Below are 21,421 nucleotides of genomic sequence, written 5' to 3' on the forward strand. Positions count from 1 at the left end.
ACATGCAATCGCTCCGGTTCGTGACTCAGGGCGATCGCATGTTGATTGGTGTCCCCGAAGCATCATGGAACGGGCGGTCGGGGACTGAAGTCCCCGCCTACCGTCACGCCGTCGCTGCGCGACGGCCGCCGGGAACGGCCGGCACTGGCGAGCCTGGAGCGTCGCGCAGCGACTGCAGGATCGTAGGCGGGGCTTTCAAGCCCCGACGCGGCGGCACGACGCGCTCAACATACGATTGCACTGGTTCGTGACTCAGGGCGATGGCATGTTGATTGGTGTCCCCGAAGCATCATGGAACGGTCGGTCGGGGACTGAAGTCCCCGCCTACAGTCACGCCGTCGCGCAGCGACGGCCGTCGGGAACGGCCGGCACTGGTGCGACTGGCGCGTCGCACAGCGACTGCAGGATGGTAGGCGGGGCTTTCAAGCCCCGACGCGGCGGCACGACGACATCAACATGCAATCGTCCTGGCAGGTGGATGGCCTGGGTGGCCCAGGTGGTGAGCGCGTACGCCACAATACCCAGGCACTCCACCTCGGCGAACGGGCGCGCCACACCTTCTCCAGGAGCATGCTGATGTCAAGGCTGAAGCTCGCGCTTGCCGGATACCCCTGGGATCACATCACCCCGCTGCTGACGGGCGCGGTCGTGCCCGAAGGCATCGACCTCTCGTATGACGTGAACCGGGGCCTGACGCCGGTCACCGACGACCCTGCGATTGACGGCGGCGAGGGGTCCGTCGGGAAGTACATGCTCGACCAGTCCCAGGGCGTCCGCGACTTCGTGGGGCTGCCGATCTTCCCGATGTTCGCCTACCGGCACCGCTGCTTCCTGGTGAAGCGCGGCACGACGATCACCAGCCTCAAGGACCTGGAGGGCAAGCGCGTCGGCATGGACGGCTGGCCGAACAGCGGCAACACCTGGACCCGGGTGACGCTCGGGCAGGCCGGCGTGGATATCTGGAAGATCGACTGGGTCATCGCGCCGATTGAGGGTGCGCCGGACGCCGGGCATGGCCGCGCGCCGGCCGATGCGCCGTCGAACGTGACGGGCGGACCAGATGGCAAGTCCCTGGTCGATCTGCTGCTCTCCGGCGAGATCGACGTGATGGTGGCGGCGTTCATGCCGACCGGGTTCTTCTCGGCCGACAGCCCCATCGTGCCGATGTTCCCGGACTACCCGGCCTGGGAGAAGGCCTACTTCAAGGAGCACGGCTACTGCCCGGCCCACCACCTGATCAAGATCCGCCGGGAGGTCTTCGAGCGCGATCCGTGGATCGCCAAGAGCCTGCTGGACGCGTTCACAGCCTCGAAGCGCCTCTGGACGGAGCACCGGCGCAAGTACGCCGAGACGTCGCCGTGGCTGCTGGCCGACCTCGTCGAGGCGGCGGTGGTGATGGGCGACGACTGGATGCCCTACGGCCTCGGGCCAAACCTGAAGATGCTGACCGACTTCACCCAGGATCAGTACCGCCAGCGGCTCGTGACGGCCCCCGTCGATCCGAAGGCTGCGTTCGCGGACTTCACGAAAGCCATCGGCGGCTGACGTCCATCGTCGATACGTGAGACCGGAGCGTCGCAGCGCGACGGCATGATGGTAGGCGGGGCTTTCAAGCCCCGACGAAGCTCTGGGACGTGCCCATCATGTAAGCACCCTGCTGGTCGTCCGCGAGGAATTGACGGTTCGGCGTCGCGCGCAGTACACCTACTCCATGAGAGGTCCCGGGGTTCGCGAATCGGCGAGCTTCGGGGCTTCGTTCTGTCCGAACGAGCGCCGACGGGTTCATCGCGCCGGTCGCGCCCCGCCCGTAATGCAATCGAGGTATCGGAGGCAGTTGCCCTCGGGGAACTGCGGGTCTATGCTAGACGCGGCACGCCGACGGCCAGGGCCGGCAGGACTCATCGGCCACCAGGATCCCGGCGTTCCCGGAGGAAGGGCAGGCATTCATATGGTCGGAGCGCTCACGCTGTATCAGACCTCGATCGGCAAGAAGGTCATCATGGCCGTCACCGGTCTGGTGCTGTTTGGCTACGTCTTGGTCCACATGTACGGAAATCTCCACATCTATGAAGGGCGGCAGCACCTCAACGACTATGCTGCCTGGCTCCGAGTGATGGGGTATCCGCTGCTCCCGCATGAGGGCGCGCTGTGGATCGTTCGCATCATCCTGCTGGCATCCGTCGTCGCGCACATCTGGGCCGCGTGGCAGGTGACGCAACAGGACTGGGCTGGCCGACCGAACCGCTACGGCCAGAAGAAGATGATCGCGGCATCGTATGCGGCCCGCACGATGCGCTGGGGCGGCGTCATCCTTGCACTCTTCATCGTCTACCACATCCTCCATTTCACCACTGGGACGGTCTACACCGGGGCAGCGTTCAGCAAGACGGACGTGTACGCGAACGTCGTCAACGGATTCGGCGTGCCCTGGGTCTCCCTGATCTACATCGTGGCGCAGGTCGCCCTCGGGTTCCATCTGTACCATGGGCTGTGGAGCATGGCGCAGACGCTGGGTTGGCGAAACAACGTCAACAATCAGCTCTGGCGCGGCTTCGCCACGGTCTTCGCCATCGTGGTGGCGGGCGGCAACATCTCGATCCCGCTGGCGGTTCTGGCCGGCATCCTGCGGCCATGACGGTGACCCACGCGCGACGTCGTCAGTCGCGCGCATCGGCCTCCTCGTTCTGGCTCTGAAGCAGAGGAAGTGACGTGACCATCAATACTGTTGCACCGGCCCCTCCGGCGCCAGTCCGCACCCCGTCCGAGCCGGCTCCCTCGGTGGTGCTGGACGCCAAAATCCCATCCGGCCCCATCGAGCAGAAGTGGGAGAAACACAAGTTCGACCTGCAGCTGGTGAACCCGGCCAACAAGCGACGGTACACCATCATCGTCGTCGGGACCGGGCTGGCTGGCGCGGGCGCGGCGGCGAGCCTGGCCGAGCTGGGCTACAACGTCAAGGCGTTCTGCTACCAGGACAGCCCCAGGCGCGCCCACAGCATCGCGGCGCAGGGCGGCATCAACGCGTCCAAGAACTACCGCAACGACGGCGACAGCACCTACCGCCTCTTCTATGACACGGTCAAGGGCGGCGACTTCCGCGCCCGCGAGGCCAACGTCCACCGGCTGGCCGAAGTCTCCGGCAACATCATCGACCAGTGCGTAGCGCAGGGCGTCCCGTTCGCCCGCGAGTACAGCGGCATGCTGGACACCCGCTCGTTCGGCGGCGCGCTCGTCTCACGGACGTTCTACGCGCGCGGCCAGACCGGCCAGCAGCTCCTGCTCGGCGCGTACCAGTCGCTCGAGCGGCAGATCGGCCTGGGCACGGTCGAGATGCACAACCGCACCGAGATGCTCGACGTCATCGTGGTCGACGACCGCGCCGTCGGCATCGTCACGCGCGACATGGTCACCGGCGAGATCGAGGCGTACCTGGGCGATGCCGTCGTGATGGCGACGGGCGGCTACGGGAACGTCTTCTACCTCTCGACGATGGCGAAGGGCTGCAACGCGACGGCGATCTGGCGCGCGCACCGCAAGGGCGCGGCGTTCGCCAACCCGTGCTACACCCAGATTCACCCGACCTGCATCCCCGTTGCCGGCGAGTACCAGTCCAAGCTGACGCTGATGAGCGAGTCGCTCCGCAACGACGGACGGGTCTGGGTGCCCAAGAATCCGGGCGACGCCCGCTCGCCGGAATCGATCCCCGAGGGCGACCGCGACTACTACCTGGAGCGCAAGTACCCGTCCTACGGCAACCTCGCCCCGCGCGACATCTCGTCGCGGGCGGCCAAGGAGGCCTGTGACGCCGGGAAGGGCGTCGGGCCGGGCGGCCTGGGCGTCTACCTGGACTTCGCGGACGCCATCAAGCGGCTCGGCGTGAACACGATCCGCGAGCGCTACGGCAACCTGTTCGACATGTACAACCGCATCACCGGCGAAGACCCGTACACGGCGCCGATGCGGATCTACCCGGCCGTCCACTACACGATGGGCGGTCTCTGGGTGGACTACAACCTGATGAGCACCATCCCGGGCCTGTTCGTGGGCGGTGAGGCGAACTTCTCGGACCACGGCGCGAACCGGCTGGGCGCGAGCGCGTTGATGCAGGGTCTCGCCGACGGCTATTTCGTGCTGCCGATGACCGTTGGCGACTACCTGGCGCGAAACCGGCAGTCGAAGGTCACCAGGGACCACCCGGCCGTGGCCGAGGCCCTCAACGAGGTCCAGACGCGCACGAGGCGGCTGCTCACGATCGAGGGCACGCGGACCGTGGACTCGTTCCACCGCGAGCTGGGCAAGATCATGTGGGAGTACTGCGGCATGGCCCGGAACGATGCCGGGCTGCGCAAGGCGCTGGAGCTGATCCCCGCGCTCCGCGACGAGTTCTGGCAGAACGTGCGGGTGCCCGGCGAGGGCGGCGAGCTGAACCAGGAGCTGGAGAAGGCCGGCCGGGTGGCCGACTTCCTGGAGCTTGGCGAGCTGGTCTGCATCGACGCGCTCCACCGGACGGAGTCCTGTGGCGGCCACTTCCGCGAGGAGAGCCAGACCGAGGATGGCGAGGCCCTGCGCGACGACGAGCACTTCTCCTACGTTGGCGCCTGGATGTCGACGGGCAACCCGAGCAAACCGTCGCTCGTGAAGGAGCCGCTGACGTTCGACAACATCCACCTCGCGCAGCGCAGCTACAAGTGACGAGTAGGCAGTAGGCAGCGGACCGTAGGCAGTTCAGGCGCACGTCTGCCTACGACCTCCTTCTACCGCTCACTGGAGAATCCCATGCGGCTAACACTCAATGTCTGGCGACAGAAGGGGCCGAGCGACGCCGGCCGCTTCGTCACCTACGAGCATCCCGATGTCAGCGAGCACATGTCGTTTCTGGAGATGCTCGACGTCCTGAACCAGCGGCTGATCGAGAAGGGCGAGGAGCCTATCGCCTTCGATCACGACTGCCGCGAGGGTATCTGCGGCATCTGCAGCCTGATGATCAGCGGTGTGGCGCACGGCCCCGAGCGGGCCACCACGGCCTGCCAGCTGCACATGCGGCACTTCAAGGATGGCGACACCGTCACCATCGAGCCGTGGCGCGCGAAGGCGTTCCCGGTCATCAAGGATCTGGTGGTTGACCGGACGGCGTTCGACCGGATCATCCAGGCCGGCGGCTTCATCTCGGTGGGCACCGGCGCGGCTGCTGAGGCGAACGCCCTGCCCGTCCCGAAGTCCAACTCGGACCGCGCCATGGACGCCGCCGCCTGCATCGGCTGCGGCGCGTGCGTGGCGGCCTGTCCGAACGCCTCGGCCATGCTGTTCACCTCGGCGAAGGCCGGGCACCTGAATCTGCTGCCGCAGGGCCAGCCCGAGCGCTACCAGCGCGTGGCGCGGATGGTCCGTCAGATGGAGACGGAGGGGTTCGGGGCCTGCACGAACATGGGCGAGTGCGAGGCCGTCTGCCCGAAGGAGATCAGCATGGACTTCATCTCCCTGCTGAACAAGGATCTGCTCGGGGCGACGATCCGCGGCATTCGCTGACGAGGCTCGCCGGCGGCTGCATTGGTCATCATGACATAAAGATGCCTACAGGGCGGTCTGCCAGAATACTGGGCAGGCCGCCCTCTTGTTTGCAGGACACGTTGCGACAGATCTGCCCAGCCGATGGGACAGACGGCTCTACCATCACTTCCCAAAGCACGCTAGAATAGGCGCCAGCCGGGAAACGACTGCCCATTCCACCCTCGATCGCGAGGGCATCCTGGAACTGCAACCAGACGGTTGCGGCGGGCGGCGTACACTGGAGGCGGCTTGGCGACACTGGCGTGATCGGACGACCGAAGCAGACGGGCCTCAAGCGTCGGCGGCTGCGCTCGCCGGGTGCTCGGGCGCGCGCGCGCCAGTGGGCGGCGTTCCGCGCCTGGTGCCGGCAACGTGGCTCGACCATCGCCGTCGTGTTGCTGCTGCTCGCGCCGTTCGGGCTGATGGGCGCGATCACTGGCATCCGTGTCGCGTTCGGTGCGTCGCCGGTCAGCGCCCAGGGACGCACGACGTTCGGATACGCCGAAAACGCCCTCGAGATCATCGATCCTGGCCTGACCGTCACCGACGATCCGCCGGCCACCGAGCAGCGCAAAGTGACCGGCTTCTTCACGTCCACCGGTCCCATCAACAACCCGACCTCTGCCCGCATGTTCGTGCAGAGCGGCGTCGGGCCGATCACCGTCGTGGGCACGCAAGTCTTCCACGGCAGCGATCAGATCGCCACGGTCCCGACGTCGGGCCTGGGCAGTGGCAACAACGCCGGTCCGCTGATCGTCACCCTCGGCGCATCGATCACGATCACCGACACGATGATCCAGGATCTGATGCGGGCGATCACCTACGAGGACACCAGCGAAGACCCGATCACGCCGACCGGTCCCGGCTTCCGGACGATCGAGCTGCAGATCATCGACCCCGTCGATGGCGATGGTCCGCCCATGACCTACACCATCAACTCGGTGACCCAGGTCAACGATCCGCCGATCCTGACGGCGCCACCTGAGACGCTTGCCGTCAACGACGACACCGACCTCTCGATCAACACGCCGACTGCGTCCGCGCCGGTCACCGTCTCGGATCTCGATTCCGGGAGCACGGCGATCACGATTGTCACGTCGGTGCCGGGTGGGCAGGGCGCCCTGACCATGTCCAACGCCGGCAGCTGCAGCATCGCTGGCAGTGGCACCAACAGCATCACGTTGTCGGCGCCGCAAGCCGCCGCGAGTCCCTGTCTGGCCACGCTCGTGTACCGGTCGCCGCCAGCATTCAGCGGCGCCGTGACGCTCACCGTCAACGTGAACGACAATGGCGCGCTCGTCGGCGGAACGACCAATGTCGTCAACTCGCTGACCGACGCCGAGACCATCACCATCAACGTCACGTCGGTCAACGACCCACCGGTGTTGACGGTGCCCGTCAGTGCGTCCGTGATCCAGTATCAGACCGTCGCCATCGGGGCCATCGGGCTGGCCGACTCCGACGCTGACGCGGCGATCATGCAGGTCAACCTCTCGGTGACGAAGGGGACGCTGTCGGTCGGGAGCCAGATCGGCCTGACGACGATCACCGGCGACGGCACCAACTCCGTGGTGATGACTGGCACCCGTGTTGTGCTCGACGCTTCCCTGGACTCCATCACCTACACGGCCACCGCCACGAGCGGAAACCTCAACGACGTGTTGACCGTGGTGGCAAACGACCTCGGGAACACCGGCGCTGGCGGGCCGCAGACTGACACCGAGACCGTCGCGCTTACGGTCAGCGAGTTCAACGACCTGCCAGTGATCACCTCGCCGGCTTCGGTGGGTGTCACCGAGGATGTGGCGTCGCCAGTGGCGGGCATCAGCCTGGCGGATCCTGACGCGAATCCTGCCAGCGACGCCGTGCAGATGTCGCTGTCGGTCAACCAGGGCACGCTGACGCTGGGGACGACGACCGGCCTGACGTTCGGCATCGGTGACGGCCTCAGCGACGGCACGATGCAGTTCACCGGCACCCAGAACGACATCAACGCCGCGCTGCTCACGCTGACCTATCTGACGGCGCCGAACGCGAACACGAACGCCACGCTGACGCTGGACGCGAATGACCAGGGCTTCACGGGCAGCCCGGGGCCGCAGAACGCCGTGCAGAAGATCGTCACGCTCACCGTCTCGGGCGTCAACGACGCGCCGACGATCGCGGTGCCAGCGGCGCAGACGACCAACGAAGACACGGCGCTCGTCTTCTCGTCTGGCGGCGCGAATCTGATCTCGGTGGCCGATCCGGACGCTGGCGCCAGCCCGGTCAGCGTCACGCTCAGCGTGGCGCAGGGAACGCTGAGCCTCAACGGCGTCGTCAATCTCACGTTCACGAGTGGGGCAAATGGCACCGGCTCGATGACGTTCCAGGGGCCGTTGACCGACGTCAACACGGCGTTGAACGGCTTGTCGTATCAGCCGAACCTCAACTACCTGGGCGCGGACACGCTGAACTTGAGCGCCGACGATCTGGGCAACACGGGCAGCGGCTCGCCCGGCACCGACAGCAAGACGGTGGGCATCACCGTCTCGGCCGTCAACGACGCGCCGGTGGTGACCGCGCCGGCCAGCGCCAACGTCACCGAAGACGTGCCTGCCACGATCTCGGGCGTCACGGTCGCGGACGTGGATGCCGGCAGCTCGCCGATCCAGATGACGTTCTCCGCCAGCAGCGGCACCGTGAGCCTGACTAACACCGCCGGCCTGACGGTGGTGGGTGGCGCGAATGGTACGAGCAGCGTCACGTTCAGCGGGACGCTGACGGCGTTCAACAGCGTCCTGGGCACGCTGAGCTACCAGACGAACAGCAACTCGACGGTGACTGACACGCTGGTCGTCACGGCGAACGACCAGGGCAACACCGGCAGCGGCGGCCCGAAGACCGACACCAAGAACATCACCATCAACGTCGGCGCGGTGAACGACGGCCCGACGATCGCGCTGCCGGGCTCGTCGTTCTCGACGCCTGAGGAGACGGCCCTGACGATCAACGGCACGGGCGTCGTCGTCTCGGACCCCGACGTTGGCAGCCTGGATGTCGAGGTCACGCTCACCGTCAGCCACGGCACGGTGACGTTGAAGCCCGGGTTCAACACTGCCCCACCGCTCGCCAGCGTTAGCGGCGAGGGCACGGCCAGCGTGACGTTGCGCGGCACGCTGACGAACGTCAACAACGCCCTGAACTCGCTCGGCTACCTCAGCGTGACGAACTACGTCGGGCCGGACGTCCTGACCATTGTGGCGACGGACCTGGGCAACACCGGCAGCGGCGGCCCCCTCTCGGACACGAAGACCATCAACATCACCGTGAGCGCCGTCAACGATGCGCCGGTCGTGACCGCGCCGGGCTCCGCGACGGTGACGGAAGACGTCGCCTCCGCTGTGAGCGGCCTCAGCCTGGCAGACGTGGACGCCGGCAGCTCGCCGGTGCTGCTCAGCGTCAGCGTGGGCGCCGGCACGGTCACGTTTGGCAGCACCAGCGGCCTGACCGTGACCGGCGGCGCAAACGGCACCAGCTCCGTTTCGTACAGCGGCACGCTGGCGAACCTGAACGCGGCGCTCGGTACGCTGACCTACCTCACGGCGAGCAACTCGGTCGCCAGCGACGCCCTGACCATCGTCGTGAACGACCAGGGCAACACCGGCACGGGCGGCGCCCAGTCCGACACGAAGATGCTCACCCTCAACGTTTCGGCCGTGAACGACGCACCGAATATCAACAATCCGGGCCTGCAGAGTGGCACCGAGGATGTCGTCCTGAACATCAGCGGGCTGAACATCTCGGACGTGGACGCCAATGCCGGCACGATTCAGGTCTCGCTGACGGCGGGCTTCGGGCGGCTCACGATGACCACGCTGACGGGCCTGGCGTTCGCGACCGGTGACGGCACATCCGACCAGACGATGACGTTCACCGGCACCCTCACGAACGTCAACAACGCGCTGGCGACGCTTCAGTACCTCGGCAATACCGACTTCAACGGCAACGACAGCGTTCAGGTGGCCGTGAACGACCAGGGGAACACCGGCAGCGGCGGCGCGAAGTCCGACACCGACAGCGTGCCGATCTTCCTCAACGGGACCAACGACCCGCCGGTGCTGACGGTGTCGTCGCCGCAGGATGCCACCGAGGATGTCGATTCGCCGATCGGTGGCATCAGCGTGGCCGATCCGGATGTCGGCCCGACCCAGATTCAGATCACGCTGTCGGTCACGAACGGCAAGTTGACGCTCAACACCCGGACCGGCCTGACGTTCTCGGGCGGCGCCGACGGCGTCTCCGATGCCAGCATGACCTTCTCCGGTACGCTGACAAACGTCAACAACGCGCTCGGCTCGCTGATCTACCGGGGCAACCAGGACTACAACGGGGCGGACACGCTGTCGGTCGGCGCGAACGATCTCGGCAACACCGGCACGGGCGGCGCCAAGACGGCATCGGGGTCGATCACCATCAACGTGGCCGCCCAGAACGACGGCCCGGAGATCTCGCTGCCGTCACCCCAGGCCCCGCCCGAAGACACCGACTTCACGATTGGCGGCGTCGGCATCACGGTCAACGACGTCGACGTGGGCGGCGGACTGATTCAGGTACAGCTTACCGTCAATCATGGGGTGCTGACGCTGAGCACGACGTCTGGGCTTTCCTTCATCGCCGGCGACGGTACGCAGGACGCCACCATGACGTTCCAGGGCACGCTGACGAACGTCAACAATGCCTTGCACAACCTGGTCTACCGTGGGAATCCGAACTTCGTCGGCCAGGATCCGCTGACGATTGTCGCAGGCGACCTCGGCAACACCGGCGCGGGCGGCCCGAAGACCGACTCAGACGTGCTCCAGATCGCCGTGGGCGAGATCAACGATGCGCCCGTCGTGACCGTGCCCGGGGCGCAGTCCGTCAACGAGGACACGAGCCTCAGCATCATGGGCATCGGCGTCGCCGACGTGGACATCGGGTCCAGCCCGATGCGCGTCACGGTCTCGGCGGCCAGCGGGGCGATCTCGCTCGGGAGCACGTCCGGTCTGAGCTTCAGCACTGGCGATGGCACGTCTGATGCGACGATGACGTTCACCGGCACGCTCAGCAACGTCAACGCGGCGCTGGCGGCGATTCAGTATCGTGGCAACCAGGACTTCAACGGCGCGGACACGATCACCGTCACGGCAAACGACCAGGGCGCGACGGGGCAGGGCGGTCCGCTCCAGGATTCGAAGACGATTGCTGTCTCCGTCGGCGCGGTCAACGATGCGCCGGTCATCACGCTGCCTGGACCAATCGTCACGGCCAACAGCCCGGCCGCGGTGCTGGTGGATTCCCAGGCCACCGTCACGGATGTAGATTCGGCCAACTTCGACGGCGGCACGCTGACCATCGCCATCGTGAGCGGCGCGACGCCGAGCGACCGCCTCAACATTCGCGACCAGGGCGACGGCCCCGGCGAGGTCGGGATCTCGGGGAACACGGCCTCGGTTGGCGGCACCGCTGTGGGTACGTTCAGCGGCGAGGTGTCCCAGAACACGCCGCTGGTGGTGGCGCTGAACGCCAACGCGACGCCCGCACGCATCCTGATGCTCCTGCGGAATGTGACGTTCCGCCTGGATGACGCCGAGCCGAATACGTCCAACCGTACGGTCCGATTCGTGTTGACCGACGGCGATGGCGGCACCAGCAGCCCGGCCGACAAGCAGGTGCGCGTCGCGCCGCTGGCCGATCTTTCCATCGCGTTCGCGGATGTCCCGCCGGTCGTGAACAACCTGGGCGAGTTCGGGTTCACGATCCTCGTCACCAACCACGGACCGCTGACGGCGACCGGCGTCGTGATGGCGTTCCCGCTCAACCCGGAGCTGAACTTGCGGTCCGCCGAGCCGTCCAAGGGCAGCTGCAACGGCGGTCGGACCGTCACCTGCCAGTTGAGCAGCGTCACCGTCGGGCAGACCGTCCGCATCCCGATCCGCGTCTACAACACCAATGTCAACACGTACAACCTCGTGGCGACCGTGACCGGAACATCGGACGATCCGAACACGGCCAACAACCGAGCCACGGCCTCGATCTGGGCGGCCGGTGAGAACCCGCCGGGCGACGAGAAGGACAAGGAAGACGAGCGCCGCCGCAAGCTGACCGAGGAGCGCCGCCAGCAGAACGAGCGCACCAACCAGCACGGCCTGGACGACTACCGCACCGAAGGCAATGTCATCGAGGTCAACTTCATTGTCGAGCAGCCGTTCGCCGTCGTTGCCATGCGGGACGGTCCGCAGCGTATCCTCCTGCCGTGCAAGGGTGGCTGCCCGGACGTCCGGGTCGGCGACTACCTTGAGGCCGATGGCGTCAAGGAGAACGAGCAGTTGTTCTACGCCGAGAATGTGACGCTGACGCGGAATGGAAAAAAGGTCAAACCGTAGCGGTGAGCGACACCTGGGTACACCGAAGATCGGGACGGTGATCTCCAGGCGTCGGCTCTATCTCCTTCGTCTATGCTGGCTCCTCCTGCTGGCGTTGCTGGCGGCCTGTACGGCTCCCGCGCCGGCCGCTGCGCCGACTGCCAGCCCGGCCCCGACGTCGGCGGCCAGCGCCGAGCGTCGCGTGCGGCCAACGCCCACGCCGCCACCGCCGGCCTCGGGCTTCGCGGTCATCGCGTCGGGGCTGGTCAACCCGCGCGGCCTGGTGTTCGGTCCGGACGGCACGCTGTACATCGCGGAGGGCGGCCAGGGTGGGCCACGCGAGGTCGACCTCGGACGCAAACGGTCCCATTTTGTGGGGAACAGCGGGCGCATCTCGGCGATGGCCCCCGGTCAGCAGCCGCGCCCATTCTCCGAGAACCTGCCGGCCACGATCACTGCGCCCGGCGAGGAGGTCGGGCCGGCCGCGCTGGCGTTCCTCAATGGCTCGCTCTACCTGCTGACCGCGTCTGGCGGCTGGGACGTGGGCGATCCATCGTTCAACAACGGCGTCTTTCGGGTGTCGTCATCTGGTGAGCTGGCGCGTATCTTCGACCTGACCCGCTTCAACGTGTCGGACCCGCCGCTCTCTCGACGGAAGGATCCGCGTGCCGACGTACCCGGTGGCATGCCGTTCGGGATGACGGCGATGGGCGGCGCGCTCTACACCACCGATGGCAATCATGAGGTGGTCCTCAAGCTGACGCCGGACGGTCAGCCCCAGCGGATCCTGGAGTACCCGGCCTCAGACCAGGCAGTGACCGGCATCACCGGCGGGCCGGACGGCAATCTCTATATCACCGAGTACGTCCCGGGGAAGGTGACCAGGGTCCATCCGGACGGCCAGCGCGAGGACGTCTACGGCGGCCTCGCGCTGCCAATCGGGGTTGCCTTCGACGGGGCTGGCCGCCTCTGCGTGCTGGAGTTTGTCGGACAGGTACGCTGCTTCGACGAGAATGGGCAGCGCTACACGATTGCCGAAGGACTGCTTCAGCCTACTGCCATCACGACGGGGCCGGACGGCGATCTGTACGTCTCCAATCGGGGGCACCTGTCCGGCAAGGGCGAGGGGGAGATCGTACGGGTGGCCGCGCGCGGGCGAAACAAGCAGGGCTGAGCGCCGGGCGCACCCCAGCTCCCGGGAGTGCTCAGCGGTCGGCGTACTCCACGTCCGGCGCGGTGGCTGCGAGCACCGCGTGGCGCGCGCGGTGCGCTGCGACGGTCGGCTCGGGGGTCTCGCCGGCCAGCGCTTCGGCCGCGGCCTCGGCGGCGGCCTCGTGCTCGTCGCCGACCGGCGCGCGGGCGGCAGCGCCAGCCGCGGCCTCGGCGGCAGCTTCCCGCGCGACGGCCGCGCTGTGTGCCGCCATGCTGACCGTGCTGACGTCCTCCATGCCGACCGCATGCGCCACGATGACCTGAATCGCGCCGGCGACGGGAACGGCCAGGAACGCGCCCGGCAGACCGTAGAGAATGAAGCCAATGAGGATGCCCAGGACCACCGTCAGCGGGCTGACCCCGACCGTGTGGCCCATGATGCGCGGCACGATGAGGTTGCTCTCAACCTGCTGAATGATGATGGCGTAGATCATGACCAGCAGGGCCGTCCAGGGGCTGATGCCGAGCGCCACCAGGACGGCTGGCGCGAACCCGAGGATCGGGCCGATCACCGGCACCAGCTCCGCAACGCCGGCCAGGATGCCCAGGAGTATCGGGTTCGGCAGGCCGAGCACCCAGAACCCGCCAGCGGCCAGCACGGCCATGATGCCCATGATCAGCAGCTCGCCGCGCACCCAGCCGCCGAGCTTCTGCTCGACCTCCAGCCAGACGACGTTGACGCCGCGCGCCCGGCTCGGCGGGACCACCCGTAGGAGGGCGCGCTTGATGGCGGGCCGCTCGACCAGCCAGTAGAAGGCGAGGAAGAAGATCGTCAGAAAGTTGATGAGCTGGTGGCCGACAGATGCGACCATCTGGACCAGGCTCTGATCGTCCACCGGCACGCTCGGGTTGGAGACGGACGTTCCCAGGCGGTCAATGGCGCGCAGCGCGGCTTCCTGCAACGGCTCCGGCCGCAGCTCGGCGGCGTAGGGCCGGAGCGCGCCAATCTTGCCGGGGATGCTGGTGAAGAACGCATCGCTCTGCGAAGCGAGTCCCGGCAGCGTCACGGCCAGGATCGTCCCGAGAATCAGGACGATGGCCGTGTAGACCGCGAGCGTTCCGGTGCCGCGCCCGAACGGCCCTCGCCGCAGGTAGTTCACGGCCGGCTCGATGGCCGTAGCCAGCAGGATGCCCAGGAAGAGCAGGAAGATGACTTCGTGAATGTGCCAGAGGACGTAGACGCCGAGTCCCAATCCGAGCATCACCAGTCCGGCTCGCGCGACCTCGCCGGCCGGGAGCACGATGCGGATGCACTGCTCGGATGAAGACGACGGCTCGGCGGACGCGGCCGACGTCTGGGCGCCGGATTCGAGCTGCTGCATGGTGGGCGGCCTGCCAGGGCGAGGATCGCCCCATCTCAACGCACAGGCCGTGCCAGGGCAGTCAGCGGGGCCGCGTGCCGGCGCTTCGCGCGGGCGTCGCCGCCAGGGGTGGCGCTGCCAGGGGTGGCGCTACCGACCCAGGCGCAGGATCGCGCTGATCGACGAGTAGTAGAGCGCTCCGTCCGGGCCGTTCACCACGTCCAGGAAGCAGTCTTTCACGACATCCTGGGTGCCGGTCACGGTATCGAGCTTCGGGCCGTCGAGGCGAACGCGCACCATCGTGCCGGTGTTGAACGCGCAGTAGAAGAGGTCGCCCTTCAACTGCGGAAGCTGGTCCCCGCCATAGATCGCCAGACCGGTCGGCCCGATGGTCCGCGAGCCGGATTCCCAGATCGGATCGACGTACCGCGAGTCGTTGCCGTACCCCTCGAAGAAGGGGAACCCGTAGTTCGCGCCCGGCTGGATCAGGTTCAGCTCGTCGTGGCTGTCGCCGCTGTTCTCGGTGACGTAGAACTGGTTCGTGACGGGGTGCAGCGCCAGCCCGAAGATGTTGCGGAAGCCGTAGGCGTAGATCGGCGAGCCTGGGAACGGATTGTCGGCCGGCACGGTGCCATCGCGGTTGAGGCGCAGGATCTTGCCGTTCGGGTTCTTGAGGCTCTGGCTGTTCTCCTTGTCTTCGGCGTTCCCCGTCGAGACGTAGAGCTTGCCGTCTGGCCCGAAGAGCAGGCGTCCACCGTTGTGCCGCCCCTGCCGCGAGATGCCGATATTGTCGAAGATGACGGTCATGTCGGTGCCGATGTTGTTCACATCGGTGAACCGCACGATGCGGTTGCGGAGCGGGCGGCGGTCGGCGCGGTTCGGGTCCGGCTCGGAGTAGTACAGGTAGACCCAGCGGTTCTGCTCGTAGGCGGGGTCTACGGCGATGCCGAGCGTCCCGGTCTCGCCGCCCTTGGCGATGGTGAGCTTCGCAAACGGCGCGGTGAGCAGGCGGTAGCCATCGGCGGTCGGCTCGGCCACCCGCACCGTGCCCTCGACGACCTCGCTGAAGAACATGCGCCCGTCCGGTGCGAATGTCATACCCATCGGCATCGTGATGTTCGGCACGACGGCGGTCGAGCGGGGGGTGACGGCGTTCGGGCCGTCCGCGATCCCTGGATACGGCGTGGCGGTCGGCTCGGCGCGGAGGATCGCCTTGGCGGTGGCCGTCGCATCGGTCTTGCCGATCTTCGGCGGCGGCGGCTGCTGCTGCTGGGAGACGATCACCCAGCCGACCATGCCGATCAGGAGAACGGCCAGCGGCAGCGTGACCAGCAGGAGTGTCCGTCGTGGAGGGCGAGCCAAGGAAGCTCCGGGGGTGAGAGGGGCGGCGAATAACCCGCGAGACGGGTTTCGTATGGTCGGGGTGCCCGGATTCGAACCGGGGACCTCCTGGTCCCAAACCAGGCGCGCTGCCAGACTGCGCTACACCCCGTGCAGCCCCGAGTATACCGGAATGCCGCTCGCTGGCGACGGCTATCATGTGCCGAAAACGGGCCCGGTCCGGCCGCTGAGGTGACGAGATGCCACGGACGTACGACGCCATCGTGATCGGCGGAGGGGTGATCGGCACGAGCATCGCGTTCCACCTGGCGCGTGCCGGCGCCGGCCGGGTGGTGCTGGTGGAGCGGGGTGAGCTGTGCTCGGGGAACAGCCGGAAGTCAGGCGCGATTGTCCGCATGCACTACTCGAACGACCCCGAGGCGAAGCTGGCGTTGGCGAGCCTGCCGTACTTCCAGCAGTGGTCTGAGATGGTCGGCGGCAGCTGCGGGTTCCGCGCAACCGGGTTCGCGATCCTCGTCGGTGAGGAGAATCGCGAGCGGATGCACCGCAACGTGGCCCGTCTCCAGGCGTTGGGCGTCGAGACCTCGGTGCTGGACGGCCGACAACTGCGCGAGGTCATGCCGATCCTTCAGACCGAGGGCGTGGCAGCCGCGGCCTACGAGCCGACCAGCGGACACGCCGACGCTGTTGCCACGACCCTCTCGTTCGCTGAGGCGGCGAGGCGGCACGGCGCGGAGATCCTGCAGGGCGTCAGCGTCACCGGGATCGGCGTGGCAGGCGGGCGCGTGACCGGCGTGGACACCGACGACGGACATCTCGATGCGCCGCTGGTCATCTGCGCCGCCAACACCTGGTCGCCGAAGCTCCTGAAGACCGCCGGTGTGGATCTAGCCGTCACGCCGCGCCGGGCGCAGGTGGCCTACTTCGAGCGCCCCACCGGCCACACGGGCCGGCACCTCGTGGTGCTGGACACCACGACCGGCCTGTACACCCGCGCCCAGGGAGACGATCGGCTCCTTGGGGGCGCTTCCAACGAGACCGGTGCATCCCCCGCCGACCCGGACCTGCTGGACGAGACGCCTAGCCCGGGCTTCGTGGAGGCGGTGGCCGAGCGCATGGGCGACCGCATGCCGACGCTCGGGCCGCTGACCGTCGCGCGGGTGGATGTCGGCATGTACGACATGAGCCCCGATACCCGCGCCATCCTCGACCGTGCGCCGGGCGTAGATGGGCTGTACGTCGCGGCCGGGTTCAGCGGGACTGGTTTCAAAAAGGCCCCGGCCGTGGGGCTCGGCATGGCCGAGCTGGCGCTGACGGGGGCTGCCACCAGCGTCGACTTCTCACCGTTCCGCTCCAGCCGATTCGCCGAGGAGCAGCCGATCCACGGCGCGGATGAGTACGTACTGCCGCTGGACTGGGGCCACGCCTTCTAGCGAGAAGCGGACATCGGGAGGTGACGTCCGCCCTCAGCCCTGCGAGCCAGACCCTTCTGCTACCTCCGCCGGAGCCTGACTGAGGGCCAGGTCGAGCAGGCTCTGGCTCACCGCGCCGTGCTGGACCGTCGCGCCGAGCCGCTCCAGGAATTCGGTCACCTCCGGCAACTCCTGCGGCGTGATCAGGGCGATGACCGCCGAGCGGTTGGCGCTCAACGCCTCGCCCACCTGCTTCAGATCATCGTCCTTGAAGCCGAAGATCGAGGCGAGACTGCCGGCGGCGCTGCCAAGCGCCGCGCCCAGGCCGCCCGAGGCCGCCGCTGACAGGCCCGTGGCAATCGCCGCCTGCACGGCCAGCGCGGTGGACGAGGCGCTCGCGGCGGCGCTGGCCAGCGAGCCGGCGGCCACGGCCGCGGCCTGGACGCCGGCCGCCGTGCCGATCGCCACGCCGAACGGCAGCCCAACGATCGCCGCGCCCACGAGGCCCCCGGCGATCAGGCCAAAGAGCGCACCCTGCCGAGCCGAGAGATGACCGCTCTGGTGGACGTGCAACTCGCCGTCTGCGTCGCGCGAGACCACGGCGACGTTGCCCAGCGTGATCGATTCGACCTGCCGCTCAAGCTCACGGAGCGCCTTCTCGGCCACTGCCCCCATGGCAGCGTCTTCAAACGAAGCGAAGATCAGCTCGCGCTCATCCTGCGGTGTGCTCATCGGATAGCTCCCTGCTCGCCGGCCCTGCGCGCCTGTTCCACCCCTATCGTACCCCGGCCGAGGGGGCCGGGTCACCGCCGGTCGTTCTCAGGTGGGATGGGCGCTCGGATGGCATGAATCTCGCCTCGGGCAGCAGCAACGGCCCGACGACCCACGGTGCGCCCCGACTGTGCCGACAGCGGCAGACCCCGGAGTCCGCGGCGATGGACTCCGAGCGACTCGAAAAGGAATAGCCGTGCGGAGCCGGTGGTTCTACCCTGTGACGAGCGCATCATCAGAGCAACAGCCATCATAGTGCAGTCTCTTACGCTCGTCTAATACAGCAACCTTTACAATCAGGCTAGCAAGTTTCCCGCTCCGGCTGGAGCGTCTGAGCTTGCCTCAGCCCCGTTTCCGGGAGGCGTCCCCACATGATCCCAGTTGAGAAGCTCACCGAGCAGGCCCGTCAGGCGCTCGGTCGCTCCCAGGAGCTGCTCGTCAAGCTGCGCCACAACGCGCTGGACTCCGAGCACCTGCTCCTGATCCTGCTCGGCCAGCGCGAGGGACTGGTGCCGCTGGCGTTCAAGCACCTGGACGTGTCGCCCGCCCCGATTCTCGACCGCCTGCAGCGCGATCTGGCCTCGCGGCCGGCCACGCTCAACGGCAGCTCGCTCTACATCACCAACCGCGTCAGCGCCGCGTTCCAGCGCGCCCAGGAGGATGCCGAGCGCCGTGGCGACCAGTTCGTCGGGACGGAGCATCTGCTGCTGGCTGCCCTCGGCGAGCCGTCCGATCCGGCCAACCGACTCTTCCAGTCCGAAGGCCTCAGCCGCGACAAGCTCGAGGCGGCCTTCGACGCCGTCCGTGGAGGGCGCAAGGTGGACGACCCCAATGCCGAATCGCGCTTCCAGGCGCTGGAGAAGTTCGGCGTGGATCTGACGGCGCTGGCTCGGGCTGGCAAGCTCGATCCGGTCATCGGGCGCGATCAGGAGATCACCCGCCTGATGGAGGTGCTGATCCGCCGCACCAAGAACAACCCGGTCCTGATCGGCGAGCCGGGCGTCGGCAAGACGGCCGTCGTCGAGGGGTTGGCCCAGATGATGGTGGACGAGACCGTTCCCGAGCCGCTGCGTAACAAGCAGCTCGTGGCGCTGGATCTCGCCGCCGTGCTGGCTGGCTCCAAGTTCCGTGGCGAGTTCGAGGAGCGCCTGAAGTCGATTGTCGAGGAGGTCGTTGCATCCGAAGGCTCGGTGATCCTCTTCATCGACGAGATTCACACGATGGTCGGCGCGGGCGCGGCCGAAGGCGCGATTGACGCGGCCAACCTGCTCAAGCCGGCGCTGGCGCGCGGGCAGCTGCGGCTGATCGGCGCGACGACGCTGGACGACTACCGCGAGGGCATCGAGCGCGACCCGGCCCTGGAGCGCCGCTTTGCGCCCGTCTTCGTGGACGAGCCGAGCGTCGAGGAGGCCATCGAGATCCTGCACGGGCTGCGGCAGCGGTACGAGGAGCACCACGGGCTGTCCATCGAGGACAGTGCGTTGGAGGCGGCTGCTCGGCTGTCGGACCGGTACATTCAGGACCGCTCGCTGCCCGACAAGGCGATCGACCTGGTGGACGAGGCCGCGTCCAAGCTGCGGCTGCGTGCTGCCCGCGAGGCCGAGGACACCCCGGCCGCGCAGGTCGCGAAGCTGAAGCAGCAGGAGGATGAGGCCTGGCAGGCACGAGAGTACGAGGAGGCGGCCAAGCTGCGCCAGGAGCGGCTCCAGGTCGAGACGGAGCACCCTGAGGCAGCGGCAGCCGAGGCCAACACACTGGTTGTGACGCCGGAGCATGTGGCCGAGGTGGTGGCCGAGTGGACGGGCGTCCCCGTGAAGAGCATCTTCTCCGAGGAGGCCGAGAAGCTGCTGCACCTCGAAGAGGCGCTGCACGTGCGGGTGGTCGATCAGGACGAGGCGATTGTGGCCGTGTCTGACGCGATCCGTCGCTCGCGCTCGGGTCTCGGGGATCCGCGCCGTCCGATTGGCTCGTTCCTGTTCCTTGGCCCGACGGGCGTCGGCAAGACCGAGCTGGCGAAGACCCTCGCCGAGTTCCTCTTCGACGACCAGGATGCCCTGCTCCGCATCGACATGAGCGAGTATCGTGAGCCGCACACCGTCTCGCGGCTGTTCGGGTCGCCTCCCGGCTACGTGGGGTACGACCAGGGCGGTCAGCTGACGGAGGCGGTCCGCCGCCGGCCGTATCAGGTGATCCTGTTCGACGAGGTCGAGAAGGCACACCCCGAGGTCTGGGGCGCCCTGCTGCAGATCCTGGACGACGGGCGGCTGACGGACGGCCACGGCCGGACGGTGGACTTCCGCAATACCGTGATCATCATGACCTCGAACGTCGGCTCGGTCGAGGCGTACTCCAAGCGGCGCGACAGCCTGGGCTTCCAGACTGGCGGGTCCGCGGCGAGCGCCGAGGCGGCCGCCGATCAGGCCATCGAGAAGCGGCTGCGGGCGGCGCTCAAGGATATGTTCCGACCGGAGTTCCTGAACCGCATCGACGAGATCATCGTGTTCCATCGGCTGCGGAAGGAGAGCCTGCTGGCGATTGTCGAGAAGATGCTCGGCGACCTGCGCGGCCGGCTGTCCGAGCGCAAGCTCACGCTCGAGCTGACGGACACGGCCCGCGAGTGGCTGGTGAGCAACGGATTTGACGCAGAGTACGGCGCGCGCCCGCTGCGCCGGCTGATCCAGCGGCAGGTCGAGAACCCGCTGGCGAAGCAGGTGCTGGCCGGCGAGTATGCCGAGGGCGACCGGGTGCTTGTGGACGTGAGCGCGGAGGACGCGCTCACCTTCACCCGCCAGGCCGGGGAGGCGCTCCCGAGCCAGACGGTGCCCGTCGCCGCCTGACCCGCAACGCTCCCTCAAGGCGGACGCCCCGCCGATGCAGATCGCGTCGGCGGGGCGTCTGTTTGTCCGCCGTCCGAGCCGGTTTCAGTCCGCGTGTCTCGGGTGCTGGCCGCGGGTCATTCTGCGTACTTTGTGGGTCGCGTGCGCTCGACACTCGCCGCACGATGGGAGCCGAGAGCGCCCGCTGCGTGGCTGAGGGGCGTGACTGATGCGCGAGTGTTGTCGACACAACCAGCACAGAAAGTGCCGCGCAGGACAGCGGCGATCTCAATGAGATGGCAATCTCGACATGAGATGCTGATGCTGGCGTGACCGACGGGTTGCGACGCCGAGCGGGTGCGGATGGGGTTAAGCGCAGACGATTTTCGGGGGACAGGCCATCAGGGTCGCAGCACGGCGTGGGGCAGTGCTGGTGTATGTGGTGTTGGTCGCGCTGATCGCGGGGGCGCCAGCCGCGACGCACGCCGAGCGGGTCGGGCCGGGCGGCGCGCCGCCGGCCGGCAGCGGGAGCGTGGACGTCACGGGGTACGTGCGGGTCATCGACGGCGACACGCTCGAGGTCGGGATCGAGGGCAGCCGGATGGGGGTTGGCATCCTGGGGCTCGCCGCGCCGC

13 protein-coding genes and 1 tRNA gene are annotated in these 21,421 nt (G+C 67.7%); 9 read left to right on the forward strand and 5 right to left on the reverse strand.

Annotated features, from left to right (window positions below):
- Nucleotides 1-330: 330 nt before the first annotated feature.
- On the reverse strand, nt 331-555 hold the full coding sequence (locus tag IT306_28725) for a hypothetical protein (protein ID MCC7372432.1): 225 nt from the start codon (nt 553-555) through the stop codon (nt 331-333).
- Between the two features lie 21 nt (nt 556-576).
- Here IT306_28725 and IT306_28730 point away from each other — a divergent pair, with 21 nt between their 5' ends.
- From IT306_28730 to IT306_28755, 6 genes are all read left to right on the forward strand, one after another.
- Nucleotides 577-1,545 carry a hypothetical protein gene (locus IT306_28730; protein ID MCC7372433.1) on the forward strand — a complete coding sequence of 323 codons (969 nt, stop codon included), beginning with the start codon at nt 577-579 and terminating at the stop codon, nt 1,543-1,545.
- Nucleotides 1,546-1,948: 403 nt separating this feature from the next.
- The gene (locus IT306_28735) at nt 1,949-2,635 is read left to right on the forward strand and encodes a succinate dehydrogenase cytochrome b subunit (protein ID MCC7372434.1); all 687 of its coding nucleotides are present in this window, start codon (nt 1,949-1,951) and stop codon (nt 2,633-2,635) included.
- Nucleotides 2,636-2,778: 143 nt separating this feature from the next.
- The gene (locus IT306_28740) at nt 2,779-4,692 is read left to right on the forward strand and encodes a fumarate reductase/succinate dehydrogenase flavoprotein subunit (GenBank protein MCC7372435.1); all 1,914 of its coding nucleotides are present in this window, start codon (nt 2,779-2,781) and stop codon (nt 4,690-4,692) included.
- An 84-nt stretch (nt 4,693-4,776) separates the two neighbouring features.
- The gene (locus IT306_28745) at nt 4,777-5,526 is read left to right on the forward strand and encodes a succinate dehydrogenase/fumarate reductase iron-sulfur subunit (protein MCC7372436.1); all 750 of its coding nucleotides are present in this window, start codon (nt 4,777-4,779) and stop codon (nt 5,524-5,526) included.
- A gap of 284 nt (nt 5,527-5,810) precedes the next feature.
- The gene (locus tag IT306_28750; protein MCC7372437.1) at nt 5,811-11,954 is read left to right on the forward strand and encodes a hypothetical protein; all 6,144 of its coding nucleotides are present in this window, start codon (nt 5,811-5,813) and stop codon (nt 11,952-11,954) included.
- Between the two features lie 37 nt (nt 11,955-11,991).
- Nucleotides 11,992-13,107, forward strand: coding sequence for a ScyD/ScyE family protein (locus IT306_28755; GenBank protein MCC7372438.1), 1,116 nt, complete (start codon nt 11,992-11,994; stop codon nt 13,105-13,107).
- Nucleotides 13,108-13,138: 31 nt separating this feature from the next.
- Here the strand turns inward: IT306_28755 and IT306_28760 are convergent, their stop codons facing one another.
- The 3 genes from IT306_28760 to IT306_28770 form a co-directional block, all read right to left on the reverse strand.
- Nucleotides 13,139-14,467, reverse strand: coding sequence for an AI-2E family transporter (locus IT306_28760; GenBank protein ID MCC7372439.1), 1,329 nt, complete (start codon nt 14,465-14,467; stop codon nt 13,139-13,141).
- A 129-nt stretch (nt 14,468-14,596) separates the two neighbouring features.
- Complete coding sequence (locus IT306_28765; protein ID MCC7372440.1) at nt 14,597-15,808, reverse strand: PQQ-dependent sugar dehydrogenase; 1,212 nt, start codon at nt 15,806-15,808, stop codon at nt 14,597-14,599.
- Nucleotides 15,809-15,861: 53 nt separating this feature from the next.
- Nucleotides 15,862-15,938, reverse strand: a tRNA-Pro gene (locus tag IT306_28770).
- Nucleotides 15,939-16,026: 88 nt separating this feature from the next.
- Here IT306_28770 and IT306_28775 point away from each other — a divergent pair.
- Nucleotides 16,027-17,220, forward strand: coding sequence for an FAD-binding oxidoreductase (locus IT306_28775; protein ID MCC7372441.1), 1,194 nt, complete (start codon nt 16,027-16,029; stop codon nt 17,218-17,220).
- Between the two features lie 33 nt (nt 17,221-17,253).
- On the opposite strand, the gene IT306_28780 is transcribed toward IT306_28775, so the two are convergent.
- A complete protein-coding gene (locus tag IT306_28780; GenBank protein ID MCC7372442.1) occupies nt 17,254-17,931 on the reverse strand; it encodes a hypothetical protein in 678 nt (225 codons plus the stop codon).
- 413 nt (nt 17,932-18,344) lie between these two features.
- Here IT306_28780 and IT306_28785 point away from each other — a divergent pair, with 413 nt between their 5' ends.
- Together IT306_28785 and IT306_28790 are read left to right on the forward strand one after the other, a co-directional pair.
- A complete protein-coding gene (locus IT306_28785; protein ID MCC7372443.1) occupies nt 18,345-20,807 on the forward strand; it encodes an AAA family ATPase in 2,463 nt (820 codons plus the stop codon).
- Nucleotides 20,808-21,228: 421 nt separating this feature from the next.
- The coding region (locus IT306_28790) for a hypothetical protein (GenBank protein MCC7372444.1) at nt 21,229-21,421 on the forward strand (193 nt) is incomplete at its 3' end.

The organism is Chloroflexota bacterium, assembly GCA_020850535.1.
Lineage (GTDB): Bacteria > Chloroflexota > UBA6077 > UBA6077 > JACCZL01 > JADZEM01.